This is a genomic window from Collinsella intestinalis (genome assembly GCF_902501455.1).
Taxonomy (GTDB): Bacteria; Actinomycetota; Coriobacteriia; order Coriobacteriales; family Coriobacteriaceae; genus Collinsella; species Collinsella intestinalis.
Map to the genome: position 1 here is coordinate 156,151 of NZ_CABWIC010000007.1, position 19,907 is coordinate 176,057.

The 19,907-nt window shown below is 63.4% G+C and carries 18 protein-coding genes; 10 read left to right on the plus strand and 8 right to left on the minus strand.

Translation table 11 applies throughout. The annotated features are described in order from the left end of the window. Positions 1–147 precede the first annotated feature (147 nt). From AOBCEHNH_RS01870 to AOBCEHNH_RS01905, 8 genes are all read left to right on the plus strand, one after another. Positions 148–933 carry a PTS mannose/fructose/sorbose/N-acetylgalactosamine transporter subunit IIC gene (locus AOBCEHNH_RS01870; protein WP_152062920.1) on the plus strand — a complete coding sequence of 262 codons (786 nt, stop codon included), beginning with the start codon at positions 148–150 and terminating at the stop codon, positions 931–933. Continuing rightward, positions 917–1,768 (plus strand): PTS system mannose/fructose/sorbose family transporter subunit IID, encoded by an 852-nt coding sequence (locus tag AOBCEHNH_RS01875; RefSeq protein WP_152062921.1) that lies wholly within the window; start codon positions 917–919, stop codon positions 1,766–1,768. Before AOBCEHNH_RS01870 ends, AOBCEHNH_RS01875 begins: the two co-directional genes overlap by 17 nt. Positions 1,769–1,926: 158 nt before the next feature. Next, entirely contained in the window at positions 1,927–3,045 is a 1,119-nt protein-coding gene (locus tag AOBCEHNH_RS01880) for an SIS domain-containing protein (RefSeq protein ID WP_152062922.1), read from the plus strand. A 118-nt stretch (positions 3,046–3,163) separates the two neighbouring features. Further along, positions 3,164–3,835, plus strand: coding sequence for an HAD family hydrolase (locus AOBCEHNH_RS01885; RefSeq protein WP_152062923.1), 672 nt, complete (start codon positions 3,164–3,166; stop codon positions 3,833–3,835). A 57-nt stretch (positions 3,836–3,892) separates the two neighbouring features. Next, positions 3,893–4,663, plus strand: coding sequence for a GntR family transcriptional regulator (locus AOBCEHNH_RS01890; protein WP_152062924.1), 771 nt, complete (start codon positions 3,893–3,895; stop codon positions 4,661–4,663). Continuing rightward, complete coding sequence (locus tag AOBCEHNH_RS01895) at positions 4,648–5,436, plus strand: GntR family transcriptional regulator (protein ID WP_226803189.1); 789 nt, start codon at positions 4,648–4,650, stop codon at positions 5,434–5,436. The genes AOBCEHNH_RS01890 and AOBCEHNH_RS01895 overlap by 16 nt, the downstream gene beginning before the upstream one ends. A gap of 303 nt (positions 5,437–5,739) precedes the next feature. Next, positions 5,740–6,801, plus strand: a complete 1,062-nt coding sequence (locus tag AOBCEHNH_RS01900; protein WP_152062925.1) for an SIS domain-containing protein — start codon at positions 5,740–5,742, stop codon at positions 6,799–6,801. A gap of 333 nt (positions 6,802–7,134) precedes the next feature. Further along, the gene (locus AOBCEHNH_RS01905) at positions 7,135–8,010 is read left to right on the plus strand and encodes an SIS domain-containing protein (RefSeq protein ID WP_226803190.1); all 876 of its coding nucleotides are present in this window, start codon (positions 7,135–7,137) and stop codon (positions 8,008–8,010) included. 12 nt (positions 8,011–8,022) lie between these two features. On the opposite strand, the gene AOBCEHNH_RS01910 is transcribed toward AOBCEHNH_RS01905, so the two are convergent. After that, a complete protein-coding gene (locus AOBCEHNH_RS01910) occupies positions 8,023–8,769 on the minus strand; it encodes a TatD family hydrolase (RefSeq protein ID WP_152063409.1) in 747 nt (248 codons plus the stop codon). 32 nt (positions 8,770–8,801) lie between these two features. Beyond that, on the minus strand, positions 8,802–9,620 hold the full coding sequence (locus AOBCEHNH_RS01915) for a tRNA threonylcarbamoyladenosine dehydratase (protein ID WP_152062926.1): 819 nt from the start codon (positions 9,618–9,620) through the stop codon (positions 8,802–8,804). Positions 9,621–9,927: 307 nt separating this feature from the next. Here AOBCEHNH_RS01915 and ettA point away from each other — a divergent pair, with 307 nt between their 5' ends. Beyond that, positions 9,928–11,607, plus strand: coding sequence for an energy-dependent translational throttle protein EttA (gene ettA, locus AOBCEHNH_RS01920; RefSeq protein WP_152062927.1), 1,680 nt, complete (start codon positions 9,928–9,930; stop codon positions 11,605–11,607). A 125-nt stretch (positions 11,608–11,732) separates the two neighbouring features. Here the strand turns inward: ettA and AOBCEHNH_RS01925 are convergent, their stop codons facing one another. The 3 genes from AOBCEHNH_RS01925 to AOBCEHNH_RS01935 all read right to left on the minus strand — a co-directional run bounded on the left by AOBCEHNH_RS01925 (position 11,733) and on the right by AOBCEHNH_RS01935 (position 15,190). After that, a complete protein-coding gene (locus AOBCEHNH_RS01925) occupies positions 11,733–12,863 on the minus strand; it encodes a hypothetical protein (protein WP_152062928.1) in 1,131 nt (376 codons plus the stop codon). Between the two features lie 77 nt (positions 12,864–12,940). After that, the gene (locus AOBCEHNH_RS01930; protein ID WP_152062929.1) at positions 12,941–13,942 is read right to left on the minus strand and encodes a hypothetical protein; all 1,002 of its coding nucleotides are present in this window, start codon (positions 13,940–13,942) and stop codon (positions 12,941–12,943) included. 198 nt (positions 13,943–14,140) lie between these two features. Next, positions 14,141–15,190 (minus strand): glycosyltransferase, encoded by a 1,050-nt coding sequence (locus AOBCEHNH_RS01935; protein WP_226803191.1) that lies wholly within the window; start codon positions 15,188–15,190, stop codon positions 14,141–14,143. Between the two features lie 103 nt (positions 15,191–15,293). On the opposite strand from AOBCEHNH_RS01935, the gene AOBCEHNH_RS01940 reads away from it, so the two are divergent. After that, the gene (locus AOBCEHNH_RS01940; RefSeq protein ID WP_152062931.1) at positions 15,294–16,244 is read left to right on the plus strand and encodes a PfkB family carbohydrate kinase; all 951 of its coding nucleotides are present in this window, start codon (positions 15,294–15,296) and stop codon (positions 16,242–16,244) included. 173 nt (positions 16,245–16,417) lie between these two features. On the opposite strand, the gene AOBCEHNH_RS01945 is transcribed toward AOBCEHNH_RS01940, so the two are convergent. The 3 genes from AOBCEHNH_RS01945 to AOBCEHNH_RS01955 all read right to left on the minus strand — a co-directional run bounded on the left by AOBCEHNH_RS01945 (position 16,418) and on the right by AOBCEHNH_RS01955 (position 19,873). Continuing rightward, positions 16,418–17,809: an aminopeptidase gene (locus AOBCEHNH_RS01945; protein WP_152062932.1), complete on the minus strand. Its 1,392-nt coding sequence runs from the start codon at positions 17,807–17,809 to the stop codon at positions 16,418–16,420. A 136-nt stretch (positions 17,810–17,945) separates the two neighbouring features. Continuing rightward, the gene (locus AOBCEHNH_RS01950; RefSeq protein WP_226803192.1) at positions 17,946–19,001 is read right to left on the minus strand and encodes a coiled-coil domain-containing protein; all 1,056 of its coding nucleotides are present in this window, start codon (positions 18,999–19,001) and stop codon (positions 17,946–17,948) included. A 437-nt stretch (positions 19,002–19,438) separates the two neighbouring features. Further along, positions 19,439–19,873 carry a GtrA family protein gene (locus tag AOBCEHNH_RS01955; RefSeq protein ID WP_152062934.1) on the minus strand — a complete coding sequence of 145 codons (435 nt, stop codon included), beginning with the start codon at positions 19,871–19,873 and terminating at the stop codon, positions 19,439–19,441. Between the last annotated feature and the right edge of the window lie 34 nt (positions 19,874–19,907).

The following is a 19,907-nucleotide window of genomic DNA, read 5'->3' on the forward strand; positions in this document are numbered from 1 at the left end:
CGAGCCAAGGACACCCCGACAGCCGAACGCGAATGGCCCATCTGAGCATGGGCGGGTGTGTCGCGCGCAAAATCGCGAGTCCCATGCACATCGTGCACAAAGGGGTGGCGAGGGGCCGCCTCTTGAGATATGCAGAAAGGAGCACAGATGATCGTCCAAGCTATTCTGTTGGGCCTCGTCGCCATGCTCGGCAACGCTGAGTACCTGCTCGGTACCAGTTGCCTGTCCCGCCCGCTGGTGATGGGAGCGCTCACCGGCATCGTCATGGGTGACATCCCGACGGGCGTCACTCTCGGCGCCACGCTCGAGCTTGCCTTCATGGGTTCGTTCTCCATCGGCGCGAGCATCCCGCCCGAGATGATCTCCGGCACCGTCCTCGGTACCGCCTTCACCATCTCGACCGGCTCCGGCCTCGAGACCGCGCTCACCATCGGCATTCCGGTGGCTTCGCTGGTCCTCATCGTCAAGAACGTCGGTATGGTCTTCATCCTCCCGCCGTTCGTCCACAAGGCCGACGACTATGCCGCCAAGGGCGATCTCGCCGGCGTTGCCCGCATGCATTTCCTCGGTGGCTTCTTCGGCGTCAACCTGATCATCGGCCTGTGCGTCGCCCTCGGCTTCTATGCCGGCGGCCCCGCGGTTCAGGCTCTGCTCGACATGATTCCCGAGTGGGTTTCCAACGGCCTGCAGATCACCATGGGCCTGCTGCCTGCCATCGGTTTCGCTCTGCTGCTTAAGATGATCATGAACAAGAAGGTCGCCTGCTTCTTCTTCGCCGGCTTCGCGCTGTCCACCTATCTGGGTATCCCCACCACCGGTATTGCGATCTTCGGCGCGGTTGTCGCCGTGGTCCTCTCGCAGATCCAGCAGCAGCTGAACTCCCGTTCCGCCCTGGCCACCGAAGGAGGTATGGACGATGACGACGACTTCTAATGACGCCGCGGTCCAGACCGCAGACGAGCGCAAGCTCACCAAGCAGGACCTCAACAGGGTCGCCATCCGCTCCCTCGGCATGGAGTGGGACTGGAACTACGAGCGCCAGATGAACATGGCCTTCTGCTACTCCATGCTCCCGGTGATCAAGAAGCTGTATCCCAATAAGGACGACCAGGTCGCCGCCATGCAGCGTCACCTCGAGTTCTTCAACACCACGCCGCACATGTCCACGCTGATCTTGGGCATCACGGCCGCCATGGAGGAACAGAACGCCTCCGATCCCGATTTCGAGACCGAGTCCATCAACAACGTCAAGGTTTCCCTCATGGGCCCGCTGGCCGGCATCGGCGACTCCTTCATCTGGGGCACCCTGCGAATCATCGCCACGGGCGTCGGTGTGAGCCTGGCTGCTCAGGGCAACATTCTCGGCCCGCTGCTGTTCCTGCTGCTCTTCAACATCCCCGCACAGGGCCTGCGCTTCTACCTCATGCACGCCGGCTACAAGCTCGGTAGCGGTTTCTTGGCGAAGGTGCAGGAGTCCGGCCTCATGGACATCCTGACCTACGGCGCGTCCGTCCTCGGCCTCATGGTCATCGGCGGTATGACCGCCGAGAACGTCGCCATTACCGTTCCGCTCGTCATCGGCTCTGGCGAGACTGCGACCACGCTCGGCGATATCTGCAACACGATCATGCCCGGCCTGCTCCCGCTCGCCTTCACCCTGCTCATGTACTGGCTCGTGAGCAAGAAGAACGTCAAGACCACCACGCTGCTCGTCGCACTCGTCGTCATCGGCCTGGTCGGCTCCTTCTTCGGCATCCTCGGCGTGTAGGTCGCTCCGTCGACACAAGCCAATTTGTGGCGTCCGCCATGCCTGCGTCGATTATGCGCATGGCGTGACGGGCGCCCTTTTCGCATGAGAGGGGGCTCGCGCCGATCGCCGTGTCGGTGGGAGACGCCCCCTTTGGACTTTGGAATTTGGAGGTAGCTATGACCGCTGTTGAAGAGCGCGTGTGGACGATGGGCGACTACGTCGACGAGTCTCCCGTCGTGCTGCGCGACAACCTGGCTCGATTCGAGGAGCTTACCGACCCGCTCATGGGGCTTTGCGGCGATCGCATGCCGAGGCGCATCAGGCTGGTGGCATCCGGGTCGTCCTATAACGCTTGCCAGTGCGCGCATCCGTTCATGAGCGCCTGTCTGCCCTGCGTTGATGTGCGCGTGGTGACCCCGCACCGCTTCTCCTATTACGAGCGCGAAGTCGATCCCGACGAGCTGCTGCTCGTGGTGACGCAAAGCGGCCTTTCCACCAATGCCCTGGCGGCGCTCGATGCCATACGGGCCCAAGGTGCTCGGGCCGTCTGCCTCACCGGGGACGTGGAGGCCGATGCGCGCGAGCATGCCGACCTCATGGTCGATTGGGGTGCGGGTGTGGAGCTCGTGGGTTATGTGACCAAGGGAGTGAGCACGCTCGCCCTTTTCCTCATGATGTTCGCCTGTCGCCTGGGCGGCCGTCTCGATCGCCTGCCGGAGCTCGGGCGCGCCGTGGACGTCCTCGACGCCGTGCGCGCGTCGACCTATCCGTTCTTCGAGCGCCATGAGAAGGCGCTGACCTCCATGCGCCTGAGCTACAGCGTCGCCGCAGATGGCGCCCGTGGCGTGGCGCTCGAGAGCGCCCTCAAGGTGGGGGAGACCGTGCACGTCCCGAGTCCTGCCTATGAGGTCGAGGAGTTCATCCACGGCCCCAACTTGCAGCTCACACCTGGTTACACGCTGTTCTTCTACGATGCCCCCGATGCGACCCGCGAGCGCACACGTCTGATATACCGCGCCGCTCGCGAGGTGAGCGATGCGGCGTTCCTTCTCACGAGCGCGGGCGCGTGCGACGAGGCCCCCGAGTGGTTGGCCTCCGATGCCAACGTTCTCGTTGCTCCCGAGCTGCCCTCCCCCGAGCTCGCCGCTTTCGCGTACCTGCCGTTCGTCCAACTGGTGAGCCATCTTGCGAGCAGCGCGCTCGGCAGCAGCAAGCAGCACCCGCTGCTCAAGCGTTTCAAGGCGATCGCCGCCGCGAAGACGGACAGTTTCGTCAACTACGACGGTGACGATTAACCTGGCAACCGATTTGGATACCTCGTACAATCAGACTGATGCGCATATTCGCGCCCGCTATCGCGCCTGTGGGCGAGGGGGCGCGTCATCCCTATCGATCAGACAGGAGAGCCACCCCATGGCACAAACCGACTTCCCTTTCGCTGCCGTCATTTTCGACATGGACGGTGTGATCGTCGACACCGAGAAGTTTTATCTGGACACCCTTGCAAGGTTATTCGAAGCCGAGGGCATCGAGGTCCCGTTCGAGGACCTGTGCGTCACCGTCGGCGCCTCCTACAAGGATTTCAAGCGCAACTTGGTCCGCTGGTTCGAGCTCGGCGGCGAGCATCTCGCGGAGGAGGAGGCTCTCGCGCGGTATAACGTGTGGGAGGAGCGCAACCAGCCCGATTTCGCCGCGTTGCTCAACCATGGCGTTGTGGAGACGATCGCCGAGCTTAAGCGCTGCGGCGTCCGCGTGGCGCTCGCCTCGTCTTCGCCGATGTCCAATATCCTGCTGGTGCTCGAGGCCTGCGGCCTGTCCGACGCGTTCGAGTTGGTGACGAGCGGCGAGCAGTTCCATGAGAGCAAGCCGAACCCCGAGATCTACCTGCACACGCTTGAGAACTTGGGCCTGCCTGCCGGGGATTGCTGTTGCGTGGAGGACTCCGTTCCGGGTATCACCGCCGGCAAGGCCGCCGGCCTCACGGTCTTCGCCAAGCGCGAGGATCGCTTTGGGTTCACCCAGGAGGCGGCAGACCGCATCATCGATGCCATCCCCGATCTGCTTGAGGCCGCTTCGGAGCTGTAGGCCCGTGGTGCGGCCGGCGTGATTGCGCGACGGGACGAAATGAGAAGGAGCGGCTGCATGGCAGACGAGCATATGGGCATTCCGCCCAAAGACCGCGCCCAGGAGGGCATTCGGTGCTACATCCGCGAGGCGCACCTCGCCGGTGGAGACAAGCTCCCCTCCGAGCGGGTGCTCTCCGAACGCCTCGGCGTGTCCCGCACCGCGCTGCGTGCGGCCATCACGCAGCTCATCTCGATGCACGTGCTCGAGAGTCGTCGGGGTTCCGGTACGTACGTGCTTCCGTCCAAGCCCATCAGCATCTTCCAGGAAACGCGCAGTTTCTCCGATGCCGTGCGCCGCGTGGGGCGCACGCCCGGCGCCCGCCTGATCGATTCGAGGCTCATCGAGGCCGATGAGACGCTGGCGCGTAAGATTGACCTGTCCGTCGGCGCGCCCGTATTCGAGGTGCGTCGCGTCCGCCTTGCCGACGACACCCCGGTCGCCCTCGAGACCTCGTACATCAACGGCTCCCTATGCCCCGGTATCGAGGCGCACGATTTTTCGCGCGAGAGCCTCTACGATGTGCTCGCGATCGAGCATGGCGTGCGTGTGGGCCATGGCGTCGAGCGCGTGTCAATCGCCCGCGCGATGCGAGACGAGGCCCAGTTCCTTGATATGGACGAGGGGGATCCGGTGTTTTTCGTCCAGGCTCTGGAGCGCATGGTGACGGGGGAGCCCGTGGAATACCTCAAGGCGGTGTACGTACCGAGTCGATATCGGTTCGCGAGCAACGGCTGTAAGAACGGTGAAACGCCGCAGGGGGTGAAGAGCTCATGGCTCACTTGGTAGGCCACAACGCGTCGATGCGTGGTGATTTGAGCCTCGTCGACGCTTCTCGTTTCAATGCGCTTCCCGATCCCGGCGACAACGCACCGCGGTACCTTCAGATTCGGAGCGCCATTCAACGGCGCATCGTCGATGGCGTGTATCTTCCGGGTTCTGCCATCCCCTCCGAGCACGAACTGGCAGCGGAATTCAACACCACGCGGTTGACGGTGCGCAGCGCCATCGACGGCCTGGTGCGAGAGGGGATGATCCGCCGTGTCCAGGGCAAGGGCGCCTATGTAGCGAAAGGTTCCGTTGCGGGTGATTCGCGCGTGAGCGGATTCCGCTCGACCGCAGGTGCCGCGAGCGAGGAGGTGTCCGTCAGGCAGCTCTCCAAGTCGATGCGTCCCGCAGGCCCCCTGTACGCAGAGCTCTTCGATGTGAGCGAGGATGAGCGCCTCTATTCGATTCGACGTCTCAACAGCGTCGACGGCGCTCCGGTCTCCCTCGAGCAGACCCTTATTCCCGTATGTCTGTTCCCCGGCATCGAAGATGTCGACGTGTCTGTCTTCAGCCTGTACGAAACGTACGAGATGTGCGGCCGGCCTGTCGCCCTGGCCCAGGAGAAGCTCGACGTGGTCGCGCTTTCCGCTCGAGACGCCGGTTTGCTCCAGGTCGAGCCGGGGAGTCTCGCCTTGTCGCTCGAATGCGTGAGTTTCGACGCCGAGGGCCGTGCCATCGAGCATGCCTACGCGCTCACACCCGCAAAGCACGGGGGCTATACCTACCAGTATTAGGGCTTTGCACCCATCGGGATGCCGTAAGGGCATCTCGCCGTTGCGCGCATTGCTCTCAATCCCTTTTGACGGGGAGATTTGTCTCGCCGCAGGGTCGGATTGTCGGCTCCGCGGCGTTTTGCGTTTATTCCCACCCCGATTTACCTGCGTGAAAACCGTTTACGGAGAAGATATGACCGTTCACCGCAAATCACATATGGCTTAACAAATGGTTTTAAAAACCGCTAAGATGTAATCAATAGTGGTACTAAAAACTCTCTACTTGGATATGAGAGACCACCGCGGCGACGAAGGGAGCTCGCAATGAAGGAGACCGAGAAGATCGAGATCATGAACTTCGACCAGGAAGGTTACCTCGAGGACGGCAGGAACGTCTACGAGGCCGGCAAGAAGATGACCGCCCTGGCCGACCGCGTGCACGAGGAGGGCTACGACGCCGTGTTCCTCATGGGCGTCGGCGGCACTTGGGATGAGTTCATGCAGCTCGAGTACCTCATGAATAAGTTCGGCGACAAGGACCTCGAGGTGTACCTCATCCACGCCGCCGAGTGGAACGTCATGGGTCACAAGCGCATGACCGAGAAGTCGGTCGTGCTGACCGCCTCCGAGTCCGGCACCACCCCCGAGGTCCTCGAGGCCATCGGCAAGATGAAGGAGATGGGCGTCCGCGTGTACGCGATGACCAACCCCGAGGGCAAGATCGGCCAGGCCGTGGGCGCTGAGAACTGCGTCATGATGGCTTCCGACCACGGTGCCGGCGGCTGCGAGAAGGGCTACTACCTCGCCGACTGCTTCGGCCTGCGCCTCCTCAACCGTCGCGGCTGCTTCCCCAAGTTCGACCTGTTCATCGAGCAGACCAAGGACATCTGGAAGGACATGCTCGACATCCGCAAGCGCTTCGAGCCCAAGGCCGAGGAGCTCGCTCGCAAGTATGCTCTGGCCGACTACACCATGTTCATCGGTTCCGGTGCGCTCTGGGGCGAGACCATCCTCTACTCCATGTGTCTGCTCGAGGAGATGCAGTGGAAGCGCATCCGCCACATCACCTCTCACGACTTCTTCCACGGCACCCTGGAGCTCCTCGAGCCCGGCGTCCCCGTGTTCCTGTTCATGGGCGAGGACGAGTGCCGTGCCCTCGACGAGCGTGTTCGTGCCTTCCTCACCAGCGGTGTGACCGGTGATGAGGACTATGTCATCATCGACACCGCCGAGTACGGCATCCCCGGCCTGGACGACGACTTCCGCGTCATCGTGTCCCCGTGGATCCTCTCCGTGCTCACCACCGACCGCCTCGCCCGCAACTACGAGATGGTCACCAAGCACAACCTCAAGTACCGTCGTTACTACCACCAGTTCGACTACTAAGGTCCGCTTGGAGGCGGGGGTCCGTGATCGGGCCCCCGTTTTTCTCGTCGAAACCCGCCCCACACCTTGGGCGGGTTTTTGTTTCGGGCGCACCTCACCACAGCGCACGGTTTTCGATACCGAAACATCATAGACATTTCATACCAATATTGAATTGGAGTGGGTCCATCGCTGTGCTGTTGGAATATCAAGGCGGGAGTCGCAAGGGCACCATCGACATCCTCGGTATGGAAGGGGCGCATGTGAACGCACGCGACCTGATTGCAGACATTCTCGAGAAAAAGGGCTCCATCGACAGCGTGTTCTGGATCGCCTACGGGGTCGCTCATCGATTTGCTGCCCGCCCACGCCCTAACGCAGCGCGAGGGGACTACGTTCAGCTCCGACGCCTACACCGCGCGCGAATTCGACATCATGCGCCCCAAGCGACTGGGTGAGCGCCCCATGGTCGTCGCATGCAGTCATTCCGGGAACGCGCCCGAGGTCATCCGGTCGTGCAAGATCGCGCACGAGGCCGGTGCGGCGGTTATCACATTCACCAATCAGGATGGTTCGGGCATCGACTTGGACCTGTGGACCTCGTGGGTGTACCCCTGGAGCGACGACGTCTCGCAGCTCAAGGTCTCCGCGGGCATAACCCTGCTTCTCGCCGGCGAGCTGCTCGACCAGCAAGAGGGCTATTCCGACCTCAACGAGCTGTACGAGGGCGTCGCCGTGATGGATCAGATCCTGCCCGCCGCACGCATCGAGGTGAACGAGGAGCTGGGGGAGCGCTTCGCGGCCCTGTGCCAGGAGCATCCGTTCCTCTACATCTTGGGTTCCGGCCCCAACTTCTCGCAGGCCTACGGCTTCGCCATCTGCTCGCTGCAGGAGATGCAGTGGCACGACTGCGCCTACATCCATTCGGCGGAGTACTTCCACGGGCCGTTCGAGTGCACCGAGCCCGGCGTGTTCTATTTCCTCCAGATGGGCTCGAGCGAGTGCCGTGCCATGGACGAGCGCGCCCTGGTGTTCCTGAAGACCCACACGAACACGTTCATGGTGCTCGACGCGATTGAGTACGGCATGGACCGGGTGCCCGAGGGGGTTCGAGCTTATCTCGATCCGATCTTGTTCTACGCGATGAACGTGGAGCTGCGCGCCGCCCGCGGAAAGGTGTTCGACCATGACCCGTCGATGCGCCGTTACATGGGAATCGAGAAGCACTAGGCGCCCGCGGCGTCACATGCTCAGAAGCCGGGAACTCGTCTGCGCGATATGCGCGGCGAGCTCTTCGCGTTTCGTGCCGCGAATCCGCGCGAGCGCATCGAGCGAGCGCGAGAGGGAACGCTCAAGCTCCTCGGCGGGATAGGCCTCATCGAGGCGCGGTGGGGCGTCGGTCTCGAGGTGGAGCCGATCGAGGGGCATCTGCCGCGCGTACTCGCGTCCCCGTTTGGAGGCGAGCATGCGCTCGCTTACGGAGATATGGCATCCAAGCCGGCGGAGGCGGTCGAAATCCGCGGAGGTTCCCGAGAACCAATGGAAGATGCAGGTGGCATTGCCGGGAAGACGGTGGCGCTCGAGGATGTCGAGCGCCTCGGATGCGGCGTGCACGGCGTGGATGGACAGCACGCGCCCCTCGCGTGGGTGGCCCGCGCAGGCGGAGACGATGCGGTCGAAGGCGGAGAGTTGGGCGTTTCGCGTGCCCGCATGAGCAGGGGAGAGGTCGAGGCCGACCTCGCCGACAAGATTCCACGAGGCAGCCATCTCGGCTGCTCGGGCGCCTTGCCGTTCACCCTTGGCCCCGTCGGCGACCCACCAGGGATGCAGACCCGCGGCGACGCGCACGTTTGGGTAGCTGGCGAACGTGGCCTGGGCGCCTTGTGCGTCATCGGGTCCGACCGTCGTGCACAGGACGGCGACGTCCAGCTCGAGGGCACGTTCGGCCACCTTGTCCGCGTTCGTCATGCGGTCGAGGTGGCAGTGCATGTCCACGAGTCGCCATGGGCGCGTCGGCCCGTTCACGCGCGCCCGCCCCGCTTGCCCGCTAGCTGCCCTTTTTGCGCCGCATCGTGCATGGCGAGTGCGGCGGAGACATCGTCGCCCTCTCCCAGGCCGGAGATGTGGAGCAGGACCTCGCCCGCGATCATCTGGCCCATGATGGGCGGCATGAAGCTCGCAGTGCCCAAGTCGGTGCGCTCCGAGCGCGCTGCCCCCGGGGCGGCGGCGATGCGCACGGGCTCTTCGCAGGAGTAGAGGACGCGCAGATGGCGGATGCCGCGCTTGCGGCATTCCTTGCGCATGATGCGCGCAAGGGAGCAGTTGACCGTCTTGTGCACGTCGGCGATGCGCAGGCACTCGGGGTGGATCTTCTTGGCGCCACCCATGGAGCTGATGAGCTCAAAGCCGCGCTCTTGGGCCAGGGCGGCGAGGGCGAGCTTGGTGGAAACGGTATCGATGGCATCGACCACGTAGTCGATGTGGCCGCCCGTCTCCTCGAGGCAGGCCTCGTACAGCTCTACGAGGTTCTCGGCGAGTACGAAGGCGTCGTGCGCGAAGACGCGGCAGCTCGGGTTGATGTCGGCGATCATGGCGGCCATGACGTCGACCTTGCGTTTGCCCACGGTGCTCTCGAATGCGATGGCCTGGCGATTGATGTTGGAGGGGGCGACTACGTCCTTGTCCACGATGGCGAGCGTCCCGATGCCGCCGCGCGCGAGCGCCTCGATGCAGCTTGAGCCCACGCCGCCGCAGCCGAACACGAGCACACGGGCGTCTTCGAGACGGGAGAGCCGTTCGTCGCCGAGCATGACGCGCAGGCGGTCCTTCATCGTTTCCATGGGTGCTCCTCGTGAGTGATTGGATGCGTTCTCGGCAGGTATTGTAGCAACCCGCCTGCGATGGCGTCTTTCGTCCGGCACCCGAGGTGCAACGGAAGTCACGATTTTGGAATGCGAAACGTGACTTCCGTTGCATTTCGATGGGGATTGGCGTGATTTCTGATGGAATTCAGGACCGGAAGCGCCCACACCGATTGTCTCGGTACGGGCGGACGTTTCATGCGACAATAGTTCCGAATAAACGGGTTTTTGTTCCCCACTGTTTAGCAATTCCGCACTCTCCCAGCTCAGAAAGGTTGAATTGGCTATGGCAGAGTTCATCTACCAGATGTATCAGGCGCGTAAGGCGCATGGCGACAAGGTCATCCTCGACGACGTGACCCTGTCTTTCTATCCCGGTGCCAAGATCGGCGTCGTGGGCCCCAACGGCATGGGCAAGTCCACGCTGCTCAAGATCATGGCCGGCCTCGAGGAGGTCTCCAACGGCGATGCCCGTCTCACCCCTGGTTACACGGTGGGCATCCTGCAGCAGGAGCCGCCGCTGGATGAGGACAAGACCGTCATCGAGAACGTTCGACTCGCTTTTGCCGACATGATCGCCAAGGTCGAGCGCTTCAACCAGATCTCGGTGGAGATGTGCGACCCCGATTGCGACATGGACGCCCTCATGGCCGAGATGGGCCGCCTGCAGGACGAGATCGACACCGCTGACGGCTGGGATATCGACTCCAAGCTCGGCCAGGCCATGGACGCCCTCCAGCTGCCCGATTCCGATATGCCGGTGAACGTGCTCTCCGGCGGTGAGCGCCGCCGCGTGGCCCTGTGCAAGCTGCTGCTCGAGGCCCCCGACCTGCTGCTGCTCGACGAGCCCACCAACCACCTGGACGCTGAGTCCATCCTGTGGCTCGAGCACTTCCTCAAGAACTACCCCGGCGCCGTGCTTGCCGTCACGCACGACCGCTACTTCCTCGACCATGTGGCCGAGTGGATCTGCGAGGTCGACCGCGGTCACCTCTACCCCTATAAGGGCAACTACTCCACCTATCTCGAGACCAAGGCCGCCCGCGCCGCCGCTCAGGGTCAGCGCGAGGAGCGCCTGGCCAAGCGCATCGCCGCCGAGCTCGACTGGGTGCGTTCCTCCCCGAAGGCACGCCAGGCTAAGAACAAGGCGCGTCTGGCCCGTTACGAGGAGATGGAGGCCGAGGCTCGCGCCAGCCAGAAGGTCGACTACACCGATATCCGCATCCCCGTGGGCCCGCGTTTGGGCTCCAAGGTCCTGGTGGCCGAGCACCTGCACAAGGAGTTCGATGGCCGCGTCCTCATCGACGACCTCTCCTTCACCCTGCCGCGCAATGGCATCGTGGGCGTGATCGGCCCCAACGGCGTGGGTAAGACCACCCTGTTCAAGACCATCGTGGGCCTGGAGCCGCTCACCAGCGGCAACCTGGAGATCGGTGAGACCGTCAAGATTTCCTACGTGGACCAGATGCGCGGCGGCATCGACCCCGACAAGACCCTGTGGGAGGTCGTATCCGACGGCTTGGACATCATGCAGGTCGCCGAGAACGAGGTCCCGAGCCGCGCCTACGTGGCGAGCTTCGGCTTTAAGGGCCAGGACCAGCAGAAACGCGCTGGCGTGCTGTCCGGCGGCGAGCGCAACCGCCTGAACCTCGCGCTCACCCTGAAGCAGGGCGGCAACCTGCTGTTGCTCGACGAGCCCACCAACGACCTCGACGTCGAGACCCTTTCCGCGCTCGAGTCCGCGCTGCTGGAGTTCCCCGGCTGCTCCGTGGTCATCTCCCACGACCGCATGTTCCTCGACCGCGTGGCCACCCACATCCTGGCGTGGGAGGGTACCGACGAGAACCCCGGCAACTGGTATTGGTTCGAGGGCAACTTCGAGCAGTATCAGGAGAACCGCGTCGCCCGCCTGGGTGAGGACGCCGCCAAGCCGCATCGCGTCCACCGCAAGCTCACGCGCGATTAGTCAAAGCGCTGTCGCGCACTGGGTTCCCCGCATGAGAAGCGCCCCGCATCCGACGTTAGTTCGGGTGCGAGGCGCTTTTTCGTTGATGGGCGAGGCTCGATGAGGACGCCTTGGAGAAGTCGCGTCTATTCGACGGAGGACAGCTCCCATTGGAGGCCGGTGCCCCCGCGCTTCTTGAGGGTGACGCGGATCGGCTCGATTGAGTCGGCGTGCTGGATGCGCAGGGGGAAAGTCGCACGGGCCCGCGTGCCGGAGATGAGTTCGAGGGTGCGGGCGCGTGCGTAGTCCTCGGCAAGGAGCGTGAAGACGTCCGTGCCGTAGGGGAGCAGCTCGCACAGGTCGGCGATGAGTTCGCTGGCGAGGTAGACCTCGGTTGAGAAGTCGGTGGGATACGTGGCGAGAACTGCGGGCGACAGGGGTGCAGGCGCCGCGGAGAGGGGCGCCTGGTTCGTGGCGAGCTGCGATGGGGCGCATGCGGGCTCCAGAGGCGCCTGATCGGGCTTGGGCGAGATGGGATGGGACTCGAGCTTTGTCTCGCGATCAATGCCGCTGTACGGGTCGTAGGTGACCGTGAGAGAGACGGCGGGGGAGGGCTGGGGGCCTTCCTCAGCGCAGTCGCGCGCATCGTCGTGCTCCGTGCGGGGCGCCTCTTCATACATGCCGGTCGTTTCGACAACCTCGACAACCTCGACGGCCTCGACAGCCTCGGTTACCGGAGCATCCTCTGGGATGTTCGAGGTATCTGCGTCCGTGTGCTCAGAAGCAGCCTCTGTTTCCTCGGCGCGGGCCTGCGCGGCTACGCCATGGAGGACGGACGACTCGGCAGCCTCACTTTTCGCAACCTGCTCCGGCTCCGGTGCGGGCTCGGGTCGCTTCACGCGCTTGGGCCTCACCGGCTTGAGGGTCTTGTCGGCCTTCTTACGTTTCCAGGGCTTGTTCGACGGACCGCCCGCGTCCTTGGCCTTGCCGGATTCGAGCGCCGCGAGGGCCTCGTCCCAGACGGGCTGGACCATAACGGTGGCGTAGATGCGACCGCCCTTGAAGACGGTCAGCTTGACGAACTCCTCAAGCGCTTCGAGCAGGGCGCGAGTCGATTCGAATCCGAGGTCGTCGGCGGTCATGCGGTCGCCCGCGAGCGCTTCCTCGACGGCGGGCATGAAGGTCTGCTTGCCGCATCCCAGCTCTCGTGAAAGCAGCTGGTAAAGGTAGATGCGGTTGTTGGGGGTGAGCTGTGGTGCTTGGACTTTAGTTGCCATGGGTGTCTCTTTCGTAGTTGTTCGCTACCCATGGTACCATCCCGCGCGGATGGCTCGTCTGCCAACGACGAGCATGCCTAGCGGGTTTGATGAATCGCGGGCGTGGAGGTGTCGCCTGTGTCCTCCCCGGCGGCGTCGGTCTCATCCGGGGCGGATTCGCCCGAGCCGGTGTCTGATCCATTCTGCTGGGTAGTGCCGCCCTCGCTGGGCGCTCCATCCGTCGTGTCGCCCGTGGTGCCTTCGGCACCCGTTCCCGCGGTTCCGTCGGAGGCCGCGCCATTTTCAGGCTTTACGGGTTCAGCGCTGGGAGTATCGGGATTTGTCTGCGCCGTCGGGGTCTCGGCGGGGTCGTCGACAGTCATATCCGCTTCCGGCGCGGGCTGGACGTCGGCCGGACGGTTTCCGAAGACGCTCGGCGTTTTGGTACCCAGACCCTGCCCGGAGGTCGTCAGCATGATGATGCCGGCGCTTGCCGCCACCGCAGCGATGGCGATGAGTGCGGAGACGACGGCCACCTTGCGTTTTGAGGCGCTGCGCTCGGCTGCCGCCCGCGCCTGGAGCTTGGTGGGGGCGATGCGGATCCGCGGCGCCCCCGCGGTGGCCTCGTCTGTCGCAGACGGGCCTTCGGTGCTCGCGTAGCCCCTCAATGCATCCTGTTCGTATGCGTGGCTCATCTGCTTGGCCTTGAGCTTGCGCGCGCTCGCGTCGAGGGCATTGCGATAGAGCTGGGAGCAAATCACCGTGACCATGGAGCTCACCGCCGCGCCGATGACCGATCCCGCAATGCCGATGCGCGAGGCGAGGAGCATGGAAGTCGCAGCGGCCGCTGATGCCGCGATGGCCTGGGCCACGGAGATGCCGTCGAACAGCCCCTTTTTGATGGGGATGGGTTGCGTACCGCCGATATGCGTATCGGGAGAGTCGCCGCTCCCGTACGGAGAGTAGGGGCTGTCTGCGTGGCTTCCGGGATATGCGGACTCGGGGTATGCGGGGTAGGAAACGGGTCGGCCCTCGTAGCCCGCGCCGTCGCGCCCCTCGTACGTGCGCTTCTCATTGTCCATGCGGATGTCGTCTGCCATATGCGCCCTCATTCGATATCGTGATCGCTCACGTGATTGTGATACCCGAAGCCACGGGATTCCACCCTCTGGCGGTCGGGAACGCAAAGTCCCAACAGACGCGTGGGTCTTGTGGAGTCCAAAAAAAGATGCGCCCGGGCCGCGTGGGCTTCCGGGCGCATATGGCGCTTATGGGTTCGTTCGATGGTGGCGCGCCTGCTATTTGAGCGGGGGCATGGGCTCCCAGGTCTTGTCGCGATAGATCTTGCGCGCGTCGCGCATGCCGCGGAAAAGCGCGCTCATGCCGGTCTTGAACTTGTGGTCGACCGCGATGAGACGGATGACCTCCTTGGCGAAGGTCGCGGCGGTGCCCAGGCCGAACAGGAATCGGTTGTAGTCGCCGTGCAGGCGGAAGTACTGCATCATGTAGCCGCGATTGCGCATGATGTGGTAGCGGTTCATGTCCGATGTTCCGTTGAGCTGGCGGACGCCGGCGATGTCCCAATTGGGGATATCGCGGCTGCGCTGCAGGATGATGTCGGACACGACGATCGACTCGGTAACCTTGGAGGCCAGGTAGCCGTAGACCGTGTCGTCCCAGTAGATGAAGAAGCGCGGATCGGGGAAGCCGATTTCGTCGACCACGCTGCGGGCGAACAGGCCGCCCTCGAAGCACATGGTGTTCATCGCGCGGAAGCCCGACTCGTCGAACGCCGCCGGCGCGATGGGGTTGGGGATGCCCAGCGGGACGATGAAGTGATACTGCCAGTAGAACGGGCCGCCGTCGTAGTCGTAGCGGGAGCCCTGCACGACGCGATGCGTGTGCGCCCAGGGCTCGAGGCGCTCGATTGCCTCGGGCACCACCATGACGTCGTCGTCCATGACCCAGAACCACTGGGCGCCCAGTTCGTATGCGCGCTTGACGCCGGCGGAGAAACCGCCCGCGCCACCCAGGTTGTCGCTTTGCGGAGCGTACGCAACGCGCGCCGTACCGCCCTCGGTATCCGCGGCGTCGCCCTCCACGCCCCACAGCTCGTCTGTGCGGCGGCCGAGGTCCTCGACCATCTGGCGGGTTTGCTCGGAATTCTCGTTATCGACGATGACGATGCGCCACGGGGCGCGCGTCAGCCCGCAAAAGGAGTCGAAGAGCTTGGCGAGCAGCTCCTGACGTTTGAAGGTCACGACCACGATCGCCAGCTTGTCGATGCGGTTCGGGGCCGTTGAGGAGCCGTTCGATATGGTGTTGCCGGTTTGCGGTTGCTCGGTCACGTGCTCGCCTTTCTGCGGGGCGGATGGGGCGATCAAACCCTTCGTTCAAACTGATATTGGCTATTATAGGCCCTGAACCAGTTCGTATCGAGGAGGGCCCGCCGTGGGAAAGCTGCTGTTCGTTGGAGTGACATGCGCCGATGTGGTGATTAATGTCGATAAGCTGCCGCAAACGGCGCAGGACGTTGTCGTGTATGGACAGAAGATGACGCTCGGCGGGTGCGCATTCAACGCATTCTCCATCGCTCATGCGCTTGGAGAGCCCGCGATGTTGTTCAGCCCCGTGGGTACGGGCGCGTTCGGCGACTTCGTGCGGCGCGGCCTGCGGTCCGAGGGCGTCGAGGTCCTGGTTGAGAACGATGCGATGGAGAACGGTTGCTGCTACTGCTTCGTCGAGCCCGGCGGCGAGCGCACGTTCGTGGCGTACCACGGAGCCGACTATCACTATGAGCCCACTTGGTTCGATGCGATCGATATGGACGAAGTCGACGCGGTATACGTGTGCGGACTCGAGGTCGAAGATCCCACGGGGCCGGTGGTCGTTGAGTTTTTGGAGCGCGCGTGCCGGGATAAGGTGATCTTTTTCACGCCGGGCCCAAGACCCGATGCCGTGCCCCTCGATTTACTCGAGCGCGTATGCGCGCTTCATCCCGTCTTGCACATGAACGGAGATGAGACGATGGTGCTCGCAGGCCGTTTGTGTGACGGGGAATCCGTTGACGATGCAAAGACGGAAGGGGGCCGCGCGGATATCGAGCGCGCCGCCGTGGCCCTTGCGCGCTATGTCGGCAACGCCGTGTTCGCCACGCTGGGCGGAGACGGTTGCCTGTATTGCGACGGTAATCGTTCGGACGTCGTCGCTGGTTCGCCTGCTCATGTGGTGGATACCATCGGCGCCGGGGATTCGCACATCGGTGCGCTCATGGTCGGTTTGCACCGAGGCGAGACGCCCGAGTCCGCGATTGCCCGTGCGAACCGCGTGGCCGCCGCTATCGTGGGTATTTCCGGCGCGCATGCCGATCCCGAGGTGGTTCGCGCCGCTGCGGGGGACTAGGCGCGGACGGCCCGCTTCCGCAGGGGGGGGCGAAATGCCCGCGCGGCCGTGCCGGCGGGACGACCCTCGCATATCGATGAGTATGAGAACAGCCGCAGGCCGATGGAGACCTGCGGCTGTTTTTCGTTTCGGTGCTTGTGCGCGTTCCGAGCGCGATGTCCGGTGCTTGGGTGCTACGGACGCTCGATGAAGGCCTTGTAGCCCTTGTAGGCCTCGTAGATGTCGGCCTTGTTGGCAACCTCCCACAGCGCGTGCATGGAGATGACGGCTACGCCGGAGTCGATGACGTCCATGCCGTACTCGGCGAGGATGTAGGCGATGGTGCCGCCACCGCCCGCGCCGATGCGGCCGAGCTCGCAGGTCTGGTAATCCACGCCGGCCTCGTCCATGATGTCGCGGATCTGGGCGAAGTACTCGGCGTCGGCGTCGTTGGAGCCGCCCTTACCGCGGGAGCCCGTGTACTTGTTGAAGCACAGACCGTGGCCCATGACGGCGGCGTTCTTCTTCTCGAAGTGGTCGGCGTAGAGATGGTCGAAACCGGCCGAGACGTCGGAGCTGAGCATGCGGGAGTTGGCGAGTGCGCGGCGCAGGGCAAGCGGGGAGTTCTCGCCGGCGAGTGCCATGATCTCGGCGATGGTGTTCTCGAAGAAGCGGCTGGTCATGCCGGAGGCGCCCACGGAGCCGATCTCCTCCTTGTCGACGAGCAGGGTCACGCTCGTGGTCTCGACCTCGGGCGTGTCGAGCTGGGCGCGCAGGGACGGGTAGGCGCAGACGCGGTCGTCCTGGCCGTGGCCCAAGATCATGGAGCGGTCGAGGCCCATGTCGCGGGCGGGGCCGGCGGGTACGACCTCGATCTCGGCGGAGAGGAAGTCCTCCTCCTCGACGTCGTACTTCTCCTTGATGAGGTCGAGGAACATCTGCTTGACGGGCTCCTTGACTTCCTCGTCGCCTTCGATGACGACGGGGCGGCCGGCAACGATGACATCGAGGTTCTCATGGTCGACCGCCTTGCCGGCGGGCTTCTCCATCTGATCGCTTGCGAGGTGGATCAGCAAGTCGGAGATGCAGAAGACCGGATCGGCCGGGTCCTCGCCCACGGCGATGTCCACGGTGGTGCCATCCTTCTTGCAGATGACGCCGTGCAGCGCCAGCGGGGTGGCGACCCAGTGGTAGGCCTTCACACCGCCGTAGTAGTGGGTGTCGAGGTAAGCCATGTCGCCGGCCTCGTACAGCGGATTCTGCTTGAGGTCGAGGCGCGGGGAGTCGATGTGGGCACCCAGGATGTTCATGCCCTGCTCCATCGGGCGGCGGCCCAGGTTGACGAGCATGAGGGTCTTGTTGTGACTGGCGGCGTAGACCTTGTCGCCAGCCTTGAGCGTGCGGCCTTCGGCAAGGGCGGTCTCGAGGCTCACGTAACCGGCTTCCTCGGCAAGCTTGATGCTGGAGGTCACGCACTCGCGCTCGGTCTTGTTCTCGCTGATGTAACGGCGGTAATCCTCGCAGAGCTCGTCGAGCTCGGCCAGGGTGGCGTCGTCGTATTTCTTCCAGGCGTTCGGTCGCTCCATGATGGGACTCCTATCGTTTTGGAACGGGTTTTCAGCACGTTCTCCATCGTACCCCGTTTGAGGGCGAATCGGCACGCGGAGGGTGTATAAGCAGATATTAAAAAGGAGCCCGATCGGGCTCCTTTCATTTGCGGCTCTAAATTCGGTTCATCTCGCTCAGCGTGTTGTTGTACCAGTTGAACCAGTTGGGCGGGCAGTACTTCTTGGCGCCGGCGACGCTGATGGTGTAGCCGTATCCACGGGCGAGGCCGGAGACATGCGCGTCGATGGCTTCCTCCCAGCTGCTCCAGCTTGCGTTGCCCCAGCCCCAGGCGTTGTGGGGGCGGAAGCAATGACGGCCCTTGGAGCTCTCCGTGTTGGAGATGGCGGGGGAGAAGCGAGGGTCTACTCCGTACTTCCAGGCGGCATTGGCGAACGTGGCGCCCTGGCCCTCGAGCGGGGAGCCGGCGAGGTACGCGTCGATGCGCGGGGCCCATTCGGCCACAAAGGACGCTTGGTCGACGTCCCAGTTCACGACACCGTTGTTGGGCGTGGCGACTGCGCCGCCGCCCATGTTCTGAGACGCCTGCTGAAGCGCGGCGAGCTCGGCCTCGGCCTCAGCGTCGGCCTGAGCCTGCGCGGCCTCGCGGAGCTTCTGGGCCTGGGTGAGGGCCTCGGCGGCGGAATCGCGCTCCGCCTCGGCCTGGACCTTGGCGCTCTTGAGCTCGGTCTTCTTGGCTTCGAGCTCGGTTTGGAGCTCGCTCAGCTCGGTGAGGGCACCGACGTTGGCATCCTTGACCTGATCGAGATACTTCATACCGGAGATGAGCTCATCCATGCTCTTGGTGTTCAGTACGAAGCTCATGAGAGTATTGGAGCCCTTGTGGTGCTTGTAGAGCTCGCGCATAGCGCGGCTGGCGCGCTCCTGCGCGGCGGGGAGCTTGGCCTCGAGCTCGGCGATGCGCGCCTCGTTCTCGGCGACCTGCTCCTGCAGGGAGTCGAGGTTCTTCGTCGCCTCATCGAATGCGGCGGCGGTCTCCTCTACTTTTTTCTGGGTCTCGGTGAGCGTGGCTGCGGTTTCGGTGGTGATTGCTCGTGCCGGGACGGGGAAGAGCACGCTCGCGAACAGCGCTGCCGTCACGCCGGCGCCCGCGATGATGCGGCGGGTGCGGCTGGTGCGCCACGTGGTGTGCATGCTTGGAGTTGCGTCCATGTACATCCTCGTCTGTTGCTTACCTTAGGACAGCAAGCATCATAGCATCGGCTTCGAGTTCAACTTGAACGTTAGACATTCTTTAAGGTTCAAGTTGAAGGTTTAAGCTTCAGCTACCTGCGGAGACGATGAAATGTGAAGCAGTTTTGTAGTTTCAAGTTCACCTTTAAGGTGAGGGTTTAACCGAAGGTCAACTGACCTAAAACACCTCATCTACCTGGTAAGACGTACAGATGTCTACGAAACTGAGGCGTTTTGCGCTCCGTCACGACTTTCAACTTTGAGTTGAAGCTTGAAGGTCTGATGGCCGCGAACCGAGGTGCCGCCGGAGTCTCGGCATCTTCGGGTACACATATGAAAAAGGGCCGCGATTCGGCCCTTTTCGCTGCGTTTCTATCAAGTTCTAGCCAATCGACGAGCATGGATCCCGAGGCTTCTCACGCGTGGCCGGCGTCCAGGAACTTACGGCGACTGAAGTAGTTGTACCAGGTGACGAAAAACGTGGAGATGAGCTTCATGGACATGGTGCCGACGTTCAGCAGGCCGACGCCGATGAACATATACAGGTCGTTCAGTCCCAAACCGATGGCGGAGAGCACCGAGAAGATGATGAACTCGCGGCGGCGGCTCATGTCCTCTTTATGCACGAAGACGTACTTCATGGACAGGATGTAGTTGAACACGATGGAGATGATGAAGGAGATCGTGGTCGCCATGAGGTAGTTCATATTGAGCGACTGCAGCAGATAGACGAGAAATGCGTACTCGACCGCCAGGGAGGCGAGTCCCACGGCGGCGAATTTCAAAAACTGACGAGTATTGGGATGTGCGAGTGCGCTGCGCAAACCATCACTTCCGCTCACGAGGGCCATGATGGCCGTCCTGCTTCAATGCAGGCAACTATAC